At 48.3% G+C, this 10,415-nt stretch carries 12 protein-coding genes; 7 read left to right on the top strand and 5 right to left on the bottom strand.

Going from position 1 to position 10,415, the window contains the following annotated elements:
* The first annotated feature begins 50 nt into the window (after positions 1-50).
* From ABC831_RS03750 to ABC831_RS03740, 3 genes are all read left to right on the top strand, one after another.
* Positions 51-290, top strand: a complete 240-nt coding sequence (locus ABC831_RS03750) for a LysM peptidoglycan-binding domain-containing protein (protein ID WP_343246906.1) — start codon at positions 51-53, stop codon at positions 288-290.
* A gap of 75 nt (positions 291-365) precedes the next feature.
* Entirely contained in the window at positions 366-1,817 is a 1,452-nt protein-coding gene (gltX, locus tag ABC831_RS03745; RefSeq protein WP_343246905.1) for a glutamate--tRNA ligase, read from the top strand.
* A gap of 16 nt (positions 1,818-1,833) precedes the next feature.
* Positions 1,834-2,325: a GNAT family N-acetyltransferase gene (locus ABC831_RS03740; RefSeq protein WP_343246904.1), complete on the top strand. Its 492-nt coding sequence runs from the start codon at positions 1,834-1,836 to the stop codon at positions 2,323-2,325.
* Between the two features lie 198 nt (positions 2,326-2,523).
* Here ABC831_RS03740 and ABC831_RS03735 read toward each other — a convergent pair whose 3' ends face one another.
* Complete coding sequence (locus ABC831_RS03735; RefSeq protein WP_158348803.1) at positions 2,524-2,871, bottom strand: DUF1292 domain-containing protein; 348 nt, start codon at positions 2,869-2,871, stop codon at positions 2,524-2,526.
* 414 nt (positions 2,872-3,285) lie between these two features.
* Here ABC831_RS03735 and ABC831_RS03730 point away from each other — a divergent pair, with 414 nt between their 5' ends.
* Together ABC831_RS03730 and ABC831_RS03725 are read left to right on the top strand one after the other, a co-directional pair.
* Positions 3,286-4,317 (top strand): M15 family metallopeptidase, encoded by a 1,032-nt coding sequence (locus tag ABC831_RS03730; protein WP_343246903.1) that lies wholly within the window; start codon positions 3,286-3,288, stop codon positions 4,315-4,317.
* 152 nt (positions 4,318-4,469) lie between these two features.
* On the top strand, positions 4,470-6,059 hold the full coding sequence (locus ABC831_RS03725; protein WP_343246902.1) for a peptide chain release factor 3: 1,590 nt from the start codon (positions 4,470-4,472) through the stop codon (positions 6,057-6,059).
* Between the two features lie 135 nt (positions 6,060-6,194).
* On the opposite strand, the gene ABC831_RS03720 is transcribed toward ABC831_RS03725, so the two are convergent.
* The 4 genes from ABC831_RS03720 to ABC831_RS03705 form a co-directional block, all read right to left on the bottom strand.
* Positions 6,195-6,830, bottom strand: a complete 636-nt coding sequence (locus ABC831_RS03720) for an ABC-2 transporter permease (protein ID WP_343246901.1) — start codon at positions 6,828-6,830, stop codon at positions 6,195-6,197.
* 96 nt (positions 6,831-6,926) lie between these two features.
* Positions 6,927-7,565: an ABC-2 transporter permease gene (locus ABC831_RS03715; protein ID WP_343246900.1), complete on the bottom strand. Its 639-nt coding sequence runs from the start codon at positions 7,563-7,565 to the stop codon at positions 6,927-6,929.
* Between the two features lies 1 nt (position 7,566).
* Positions 7,567-8,424 (bottom strand): ABC transporter ATP-binding protein, encoded by an 858-nt coding sequence (locus tag ABC831_RS03710; protein WP_343246899.1) that lies wholly within the window; start codon positions 8,422-8,424, stop codon positions 7,567-7,569.
* A 19-nt stretch (positions 8,425-8,443) separates the two neighbouring features.
* Positions 8,444-8,815 (bottom strand): GntR family transcriptional regulator, encoded by a 372-nt coding sequence (locus ABC831_RS03705; protein ID WP_343246898.1) that lies wholly within the window; start codon positions 8,813-8,815, stop codon positions 8,444-8,446.
* Between the two features lie 465 nt (positions 8,816-9,280).
* On the opposite strand from ABC831_RS03705, the gene ABC831_RS03700 reads away from it, so the two are divergent.
* Both ABC831_RS03700 and ABC831_RS03695 read left to right on the top strand, forming a co-directional pair.
* The gene (locus tag ABC831_RS03700; RefSeq protein ID WP_425524563.1) at positions 9,281-9,889 is read left to right on the top strand and encodes a glycerol-3-phosphate responsive antiterminator; all 609 of its coding nucleotides are present in this window, start codon (positions 9,281-9,283) and stop codon (positions 9,887-9,889) included.
* A gap of 104 nt (positions 9,890-9,993) precedes the next feature.
* The gene (locus tag ABC831_RS03695) at positions 9,994-10,224 is read left to right on the top strand and encodes a PF20097 family protein (protein WP_343246896.1); all 231 of its coding nucleotides are present in this window, start codon (positions 9,994-9,996) and stop codon (positions 10,222-10,224) included.
* The last annotated feature ends 191 nt before the right edge of the window (positions 10,225-10,415 follow it).

The following is a 10,415-nucleotide window of genomic DNA, read 5'->3' as shown; positions in this document are numbered from 1 at the left end:
TGATTTATCACATTCTATGCCGGAAGGCATATAATAATGAAGAAAGTTTTGTGGAAAGGCGTGTTGGTATGTGCAGGACGGATGTTTCTTTTGATGCGGGGAAGTGGTCGAACGGGATTACTTGCGAAGGAGAGATGTATGTGGTGAAGGAGGGGGATACGCTGTACCGGATCAGCAGGCAGTTTGGCGTGAATCTGGCCAGCCTGATGGCCGCGAATCCCTATGTGAATGTGTATAATCTGCAGGAGGGGGATGAGATTTGTATCCCGATTTTTTCAAATTTCTATTAACAGGAATGGGATTGTATGATAAAATAGGGCACATATGAAAATTATTAAAATACCGATGTGTAGGAGTGTATTAGGATGAATAAAGTAAGAACGAGATTTGCACCCAGCCCCACCGGGAGGATGCATGTGGGGAATTTGAGGACGGCGCTGTATGCCTATCTGATCGCGAAACACGAGGGCGGGGATTTTATCCTGAGGATCGAGGATACGGACCAGGAACGGTTTGTGCCGGAGGCGCTGGATATTATTTACCGGACACTGGAGAAAACGGGGCTTAAGCATGATGAGGGCCCGGATATCGGCGGTCCGGTGGGGCCTTATGTACAGAGCGAACGGCAGGAGCAGGGGATCTACCTCGAGTATGCGAAGCAGCTGATCGAGAAGGGCGAGGCCTATTATTGTTTCTGTGATAAGGAACGGCTGGAGTCGCTGAAGCAGGAGATTAATGGCAAGGAAGTTATGGTTTATGATAAACACTGCCTGCATCTGTCCAAGGACGAGGTGGAGGAGAAGCTGGCGGCAGGGGTGCCTTATGTGATCCGCCAGAATAATCCCCAGACCGGAACGACCACGTTCCAGGATGATATTTATGGGGATATTACCGTGGATAACGCGGAGCTGGATGATATGGTACTGATTAAGTCCGATGGGTATCCCACTTATAATTTTGCCAATGTGGTGGATGATCATCTGATGGGTATCACGCATGTGGTGCGGGGAAATGAGTATTTGTCATCGTCCCCGAAGTATAATCGTCTGTATGAGGCGTTTGGATGGGAAGTGCCTACGTATGTGCACTGCCCTCTGATTACGGATGAGGAACATAAGAAGCTGAGTAAGAGAAGCGGTCATTCTTCTTACGAGGATTTGATCGAGGCCGGTTTCCTGAATGAGGCGGTGGTGAATTTCGTCGCGCTGCTGGGATGGAGCCCGGAGGAGAACCGGGAGATCTTTTCCCTGGAGGAGCTGGTGGAAGCGTTTGACTATCATCACATGGGTAAGGCTCCGGCTGTGTTTGATGTGGTGAAGCTTCGCTGGATGAACGGAGAATACATGAAAGCCATGGATTTTGATGTATTCTATGAGAAGGTGGAGCCGATTCTTAAAGAAGCGATCGGAAGAGATGTGGATTACCGCAAGGTGGCGGCTATGGTGAAGACCAGAATCGAGGTTTTCCCGGACATTCCGGAGATGGTGGATTTTATCGCGGAGCTGCCCGGGTATGACACCGCCATGTATGCCCATAAGAAAATGAAAACTACACCGGAAACCGCCCTGGTTGTGTTAAAAGAGGTACTTCCTGTGCTGGAGGCTCAGGAGGATTACAGCAACGACGCGCTCTATGAGGCGCTGGTCGGTTTTATTAAGGAAAAAGGCTATAAGAACGGCTATGTTATGTGGCCGGTCCGCACTGCCGTGTCGGGAAAACAAACGACTCCGGGCGGAGCTACAGAGCTTATGGAAGTCCTGGGAAAAGAAGAGTCTCTGAAGCGTATCCGGTTAGGAATTGAATTGCTGGAAGGCTGAGTTTTTAGGGGGAATTATGAGAATTCAGATAAGAGCTTATGATAAAAATGATGTAAAAGACGTGGCGGAAATATGGAACCAGGTTGTGGAAGACGGGATTGCTTTTCCCCAGTTGGAGGTGCTTGACGAAATCTCAGGAAATGCCTTTTTCCAGGATCAGTCGTTTACCGGAGTGGCTTATGATGCGGATAACGGAAAAATCGTCGGGCTTTATATCCTTCATCCCAATAACGTGGGCCGATGCGGCCATATTTGCAATGCCAGTTACGCGGTAAAAAAAGAAATCCGGGGGCAGCAGATCGGTGAAAAGCTAGTGCTCCATTGTATGTCAAAAGCCAAAGAACTGGGTTTTTGCATTTTACAATTCAATGCGGTTGTAAAATCAAATAAATCCGCGCTGCATTTATATGAAAAACTGGGATTTGTCAAATTAGGTACGATACCCGGAGGCTTTTTGATGAAAGACGGTACATACGAGGATATAATCCCCCACTATCATATTTTATAACAGTTCGGACGTTCCAATTACAGAGGGGCAGATGAGGAGAATCAGACGCTGAAACAGTGGCTGGGAGGCTCTCTGCGCTGATCGTCATAAATAAGCGCAGACAATGGCACCGGCAATATCAGATGGGAAACCTATCGTGATTACCCATTTGGTATTCCGGTGCCTTTTTCGTTAAATCCTGCATGCCTGCAATTTTATTTATTCGTCTTCTTCCAGTAATTCATCAAATTCAGCGCTGTCCAGAAGTTCATCGAAGGCATCCGCTACTTTTTCATATTCGTCATCGTCTTCGATATTTTCCAGTTCCGGTTCACCGTCTGCGGTTTCTTTATAACGATACAGATATACTTCGCCTTCTTCGTCATCTTCTTCCGGCTCTAAAGGAAGCAGTGCGATATATTCGTTCTCACCGGCGGGGAAGATGGTCAGTACGGCGCATTCCATTTCGGAGCCGTCATCCAGTGTCAAAGTTACGGTAACTTCTTCTTCCTCGTGGCCGCATCCGCATCCACATCCGCATTCACAGTCGTGATTATGTTCACTCATATTAATACCTCTTTCCTTTCTTTGTAGGTATTTCCACTGTAGCAGACTTGTCCTGCAATTGCAAGGATTTAAATATAGAATCAAACAAAAAATTTATCGACAGAAAAGCCCTGCTTAACATAAGCGGTTCACAGGGAACGGCGGATATGTCCGGGGACTCATACCGAAAAGCAAGTCTGGGAATTTTATGACGGATACCTGCAAATACTGTCGGAGCTGTTCAAAAGATGTTGAAACATCTGGATAAAAATACCAGAAGGAAATAGGGTTTTGGCTTGTATAAATTCCGAAGATGAATTATAATAAATTCATGTAAAATTATGGAAGAGCTGGTTTTCGTTACCGGTCGTGGGGGGAACACATCGGAGGATGGAAAAGGGTGTAAATACTGATTATAGGATGAGAATAGATTAAATGAGAATGAAAATGGATCAGGAGTGGGAATGGGAGTATTCCAGGAAAAAAATTAGGAAGCAGAAAAGACAGAAGAGAATGCAGCTGATCGGGCGCATGCTGTTCTTTTTTTGTGTCCTGATAGGCGGATTTGCCGCGCTGGAATTCGCATGGGGAGCGTTCGGACAGGAAGGACCTGCGAATGAGCTTCTCGGACAAAAGTACGAATTAAACGAAGTATATGCCGCAGAGTCCGTAACAGGCGGTGCTTTGGATGAGACGGAGGGAGTCGTTTCCAACATAGGGAAGCCGGCGGAGCCGGAAGTGAAGAATCCCTTTGAGGAGTTTTATTATTACGAGAAGGACAAGCAGTACCGCTATGAGGATTATCAGCAGGAGAATCCGGATCTTCCTGCGGGGGATGTGGTATGGAGGGTAAATGTAGGGCTGGATCAGAAATTCTATACCATGTCGGAAGCAGCCGGGGTGGTTGAGGAAGGCCCCATGCTGGTCAACAAATACCGCTATCTGCCAAGGGATTACACTCCGGAGCAGCTGGTCAGCGTCGGAAAAGGGAAACGGATGCAAAAGACGGCGGCGGAAGCCTTCAAAGAGCTGAAGAAGGCCGCGAAGGCAGCAGGTTTTAATCTGCAGCCGGTATCCGCCTTCCGGACCTATCAATATCAGGAAAATCTGCATAATAACTATATGAAGCGCCAATCAGAGGCGGAAGTGGACACCTTCAGTTCCAGAGAAGGATACTCCGAGCATCAGACCGGGCTGACGGTGGACATTAATACCGGCCAGAGTACGCTTCGTGCCTTCGCGGGAACGCAGGCCGCCGAATGGGTGGAACAGAACTGCGGGGACTTCGGCTTCATTGTCCGCTATCCCGAAGGGGAGGAAGAGATCACAGGATATGAATACGAGCCGTGGCATATTACCTATGTGGGTGTTGAAACCGCTGCAGATATGAAGGCTAGGGGGATCGGGACTCTGGAGGAATATTTTGTGAAATACATAGAACATACACCAGAGCAAAGATCGGAGTAAACAGTGAAATTCATCAAATTACAGCCAGGGTCTTGACTTATGGCGGATTTTGTATGATATTATTTAGAATAAGAGTGTAATGCCGGGGGCTGTGAGTACGCAGCTCCTTTTCTACGGCAACAGTGAAAGAGATTGGTAGGAGGAAGGCTTAATTGGCGGATAATAAAAAAGAAATACAACGAAGAAGAACATTTGCGATTATTTCCCACCCCGATGCGGGTAAAACGACGCTGACGGAAAAACTGCTTTTATATGGAGGCGCTATAAATCTGGCTGGAAGCGTAAAAGGAAAGGCGACAGCGAGACATGCGGTGTCTGACTGGATGGAGATTGAAAAAGAAAGAGGAATCTCCGTAACGTCCTCAGTCCTGCAGTTTGAGTACGACGGATACTGTATCAATATCCTGGATACTCCGGGGCATCAGGATTTCTCCGAGGACACATACCGGACGCTGATGGCGGCGGATTCCGCAGTTATGGTGATCGACGCGTCCAAGGGTGTGGAGGCTCAGACCCGAAAGCTGTTCAAGGTCTGTGTTATGCGGAAAATCCCGATCTTCACTTTTATCAATAAAATGGACCGGGAAGCCAACGACACCTTCGATCTGCTGGATGAGATCGAAAAGGAACTGGGGATCGCTACCTGTCCCATGAACTGGCCCATCGGTTCGGGGAAAGCGTTTCAGGGAGTCTATGACAGAAATGACAGGGAAGTGTCCCTGTTCAGTGATACCCAGAGAGGGACCAAAGAAGGCGAAATTACAAAGATATCCATCAATGATCCGAAAATCCAGGAAATCATCGGAAAAGATGCGTTTGGTAAGCTGACGGATGAGATTGAACTGCTGGATGGCGCCAGCACGCCATTCCGGCTGGATGAAGTCCAGGCGGGAGAACTTTCCCCGGTGTTCTTCGGATCTGCGCTGACCAACTTCGGGGTCCAGACCTTTTTGGAGCATTTCCTGAAGATGACCACAGCGCCGCTTCCCAGATTTGCCGACAGCGGGATTATCGACCCGGTCAGCGAAGATTTTTCCGCCTTTGTATTTAAGATACAGGCCAACATGAATAAAGCGCACCGGGACCGTATTGCGTTCATGCGGATCTGTTCCGGCAAGTTCGATGCCTCCCAGGAAGTGTACCATGTGCAGGGGGAGAAAAAAATGCGCCTTTCACAGCCCCAGCAGCTGATGGCCCAGGAACGGAAAGTTGTGGAGGAAGCCTATGCCGGTGATATTATCGGCGTGTTTGATCCCGGCCTTTTTTCCATAGGGGATACGTTCTGCAGCCCCGGCAGGAAATTCGCATATGAGGGGATACCTACGTTTGCGCCGGAGCATTTCGCCCGCGTCCGTCAGGTGGATACCATGAAGCGGAAACAGTTCGTCAAGGGAGTAACCCAGATCGCCCAGGAAGGCGCGATCCAGATTTTCCAGGAACTGCACAGCGGATTGGAAGAGATCATCGTCGGAGTGGTCGGTGTTCTGCAGTTTGATGTTTTAAAATACCGCCTGAACAATGAGTACAACGTGGAGATTATCCTGGAAAATCTTCCTTATGAATATATCCGCTGGATCGAAAATACGGATATTGACATGGATTCCCTGACCGGAACTTCCGATATGAAGAAGATCCAGGATCTGAAGGGCCGGCCTTTGCTGCTCTTTGTGAACAGCTGGAGCATCGGGATGACACTGGACCGGAATAAGGGGCTGATCCTTTCGGAGTTTGGAAGGTCTTAAGGCTGGGCGTCTTTGGGGGCAGTACAGTTTAGAAGCTTTTATATATTGGAAAAGGAGCCATAGGTTTTAAACAGCGGATACTGCCGCTGTCTGAACCTATGGTTTTTTCTGTAATTGCAAAATTTATTATGGCTATTAGAATTCCTTGCGTTGATAGAGCAGGACAGTGAGAAAGAAGGAAAGGAGCAGGAGCAGAAAAGCAGGGAAAAGCAGCAGCGGGGAAGAGGTAAAATCCTGGAGGAAGGTCAAGTGGATGGGCAGGGACTTCAGAAAACGGGGAAGCAGGTTGACCAGCAGAACCAGAAACACAAAGACAGTAGTAGTCCACTGGCTGGGGAGCAGGGTGTAGCAGGGGATCAGAAGTGCCTGGAGCATGGTCAGGAAAGCTGCAGCACTGAGGATGCCGGACAAAGGGTAATAGACCGTGGGGAGAAATGAGAAGGGAAGGGCATAGAGCAGCCCGGTGAGCAGCAGGGAGAAGAAAAGGATAGCATAGCTATAGCCGCACCATCCCAGATAGCGGGCCAGAAGCAAACGCAGCCGGCCATAAGGGGATGTGATGAGGGTGGGGAGGGCATGGCTCTTTTCCAGGACTTTAGCGAGGGTGGAGAAGCCGAGGAAGGTGGCTATGCTGGTGGCCACAACCAGTCCCAGGGCTTCGGCGGGCTCCATCAGATAGATTCCGCAGTTCAGAAGGGCACCGATCAGAAGGATTCCGGTGAGGGTGTCACCGCAGAGAAGATAGTCTTTTTTGATCAGGGTACGGTACATAGAGCAGACTCCTTTCTATATTGATTTATTTTTTAATCGCTATGAGCACTCAGTACCTAAACTTTAGGCACTTACGGGTTCCGAATCCGTATAATCTTAATACTCTTTCTCTTTTAGACGCTGCAGGGTAAAACGGCCGGAGAGCCGGATTGCCAGGGCTGCTGCAGGTATGAGGAGCAGGATGAATACTGGATAGTAAAGGTGCGGAATAAAATGGCCTGCGGCCTCACAGAGCAGGAATACAAGGAGGTAGGCCGGTAATAGGATGGCCAGGCCCAGGAGTGAGGCTTTGCTTTCCTCCAGCAGGGTGTGAAGCGGGATGAGCAGGGCACACAGGATCGTGGTCAACAGCAGCCCCCCGGCGAGCATGTGAAGACCCAGAGGGGGAAGAAACCGGCGGACAGATGGGAAAAAACCCGGCAGGATATACAGGATGGTGGCTGATATCCAGGTACCGTACCCTGTGAGATAACGGCTGTATAGAACGCTGGAGGGTGTCATCGGCGTGGAGAACAGCAGGGTATGGATGTGGTATTTGCTATCGGCTTCAAACAGCAGATTGAAGATCAGGCCGGTGGTGATACTGCAGCAGAGAAGGTATCCCAGGGAGGGGAAGAAAACGGTCACTGAGGGCAGCAGGGCTGTGATTACTAGCGTCAGACAGTATTGCAGGAGCACCATTGGCAGACTGCGCCTGATCAGGATCAGATCTTTTTTTAATGCGGTAAGAATCATGTCAGGACCTCCCGGCGAACGCCATCATGATATCCTCTATGGTGGGTTTGGCAAAGACGGCTTTTGTCAGCCCGCGTTTTGCAGCGGCGGAATCGCAGGTCAGGCCTTCGAAGTGAAAACCGTGTTCTTCCAGATACAGGAAGGAGGTCCGCAGTTTGGGAGTCAGTTCTTCCTTACTGCCCTTGACCAGCGTATATTTTTCCAGAAGCTCGTCTTTGTATTCGTCCAATACGATTTTTCCGCTGTCAATCATGACGATGCGGTCTGCGATTTTGTCCAGGTCAGTGGTGATGTGTGTGGAAAAGAAGACGGACTTGTTCCCCTCTTCCATGTATTCGCGCAGGATTCCCAGCAGTTGATTGCGAATCAGAGGATCCAGGCCCGAGGTGGGTTCATCCATGATGAGGAAATCCGCGTGGTGGGATAGGGCTATGGCGATGGCGTATTTCATGGTCATACCTTTGGAAAGGTCGCTGATGTGGTAGCTGAGCGGGAGCTTGAACTGGCGCGCGTACCGTTTGAAGGCGTTCTCGTCCCAGTTTGTATAGGCCGGTGCCAGTATATTTTTCATATCGTTCAGAGACAGGTTTTCATAAAAGTAACCTTTGTCAAATACAACACCGATGCGATTTTTAATTTCCCGCTCGTTCTCCTCCAGTGTCTGCCCGAAGAGGCGGATTTCACCCGCATCCTTTTTGGCCAGGCCCAGGATGGATTTGATCGTGGTTGTTTTGCCCGCCCCATTGACTCCGATGAAGCCGGTAATCTGGTTTTGTTCCGCGGCGAAGCTGATATCATTTAATACTGTTTTTCGATTATATTTTTTTGTAAGATGGCTGATTTCTAATACATTGCTCATAGGGGTAACTTCCTTTCTGTCAGGAATCATAGAGGATCGACATCATTTCCAGCATTTCGTCTTTGGTAAGGCCTGCGGACTGGCCGGTCTCGTAGGCTTCCAGAAGCTTGGATTCGACGAGGCGCAGCTTTTCCTCCCGGAACAGCTCCATGTTCGTGGAGGAGACGAAAAAGCCTTTGCCGGGCACGCTGTTTACATAGCCTTCGGCTTCCAGCTCGTCGTATGCCCGCTTGGTGGTCAGGACACTGACCATGGTCTCATTGGCCAGTTTCCGGATGGAGGGGAGTATTTCCCCCTCTTTTATCTGGCCGGTGTAGATCGCGTCCTTGATCTGATCTTTAATTTGCCGGTAGATTGGTATTTCTGAGGTGTTATTTATAAGGATATCCAAAAAGTTTCACCACCTACTGTAATAGTCTGTATATAACTGTATATCATATTAATATACAGTTGTCAACAGATTTATATCATTTAGTTGCCGATTTTAGTTACCAATGTATTTACGATTCATATGTATTTACGATTCATATATTAACGATTCATAATTGCGGGGGAGACTGTCCGAAAACCAGGATAAGTCCGTACCGGGCGGATACCCGGGGGACTGTATCCTGGTTTTCGGATAGTCTCAGGGAGGATCCGGCCATCTGTCCGCAGCCGGGATCTGCAGATGCTGGTGCAGTTCTATAACCGCTTTTAAACCCGCTTATAGGGACCCGCTTATAGATATTGCAGAAGGGTTTCCTAGTTAACGGAATCGTGTTATAATATCGGCAGACATTATATTTGCCGGAGCGCTTTTTTTAGCGCGGAGTGTGTATCCTATGAGGTTATTTTGATTGCACGCAAGTGCTATATGTTACTTAGCTCTGTTTTGGGGCAGGAAAGGTGTGGTGCAGTGAAACAGACATTTGCGGAACTGATTGAAGATTGCCCGGTAATAGCAGCGGTGAAAGATCCGGAAGGATTGGAACAGAGTCTGCAGGCGGAGGGGAATATTATATTTGTTCTGTATGGAGATTTAATGAATATACAGGAGATTGTGGAACGCATTAAAGGGAGCGGAAAGACCGCCATGGTCCATGTGGATCTGATCGCCGGGCTCACCTCCAGAGAGATCGCGGTTGAATTTATCCAAAGGCACACCAGCGCGGATGGCATTATTACCACGAAACCGGCTTTGGTGAAAAAAGCCTCGGAACTTGGCTTGTATACGGTTCTGCGTCATTTTATTATAGATTCCCTGGCGCTTTCCAATATCGAGCGGCAGAATGACAGCGTACATCCGGATGTGATTGAGATACTGCCGGGAGTCATGCCGAAGATTATACGGAAAATATGTACCTTGTCCAGAGTCCCGGTCATTGCCGGCGGACTGATCACCGATAAGGAGGATGTGATGGGAGCGTTAAGCGCGGGTGCGGCAGCGATTTCGTCTACGAATCCGGATGTTTGGTTTTTATAATAGGCGGGATGGGAACTGTGGGAGAGATGGATAGAGTGTGGAAATGTTATAGGACGCGGATGCATGGTGTATAATGGCGTATATATGACTAAGGGGGTTAAATTATGAAATGTCCCTTTTGTAATCGGGAAATGGAGAATGGATATCTCACATCAGATGCCCGTGCTATCGCATGGAGAAAAGAGAAATATGAACCAGCAATAATAAGAAAAGGCGACGGGATCCAGTTGGCCCGGAATCCTTTTGGTGGAGCAGTTGCCATAGCGAATGCGTTTTGCTGTCAGGAATGTAAGAAAATTGTGATAGATTATTCCGATAAAGAGGAAAATGAGTGATTTATGGCGAAATAGCGTAGGAGCCGATTCGGGACTGCGGAATGATCTATAAAATTTAAAATAAAATAATTAGCTTGAGTGAAAAAGTAAATTCCGCATGTAAACTTAAATTCCACACGGAAGACTAAATTCGGTATTAAAGGGTTTGACGAAATGCGTCAAACCCTTTAAAGTGGAATTTAACCGGATAA

Origin of the sequence: Diplocloster hominis (assembly GCF_032380655.1) — a bacterium.
GTDB lineage: Bacteria > Bacillota > Clostridia > Lachnospirales > Lachnospiraceae > Diplocloster > Diplocloster hominis.
Note: the sequence above shows the minus strand (reverse complement) of the source record. Positions and strands in the feature narration are given on the sequence as shown.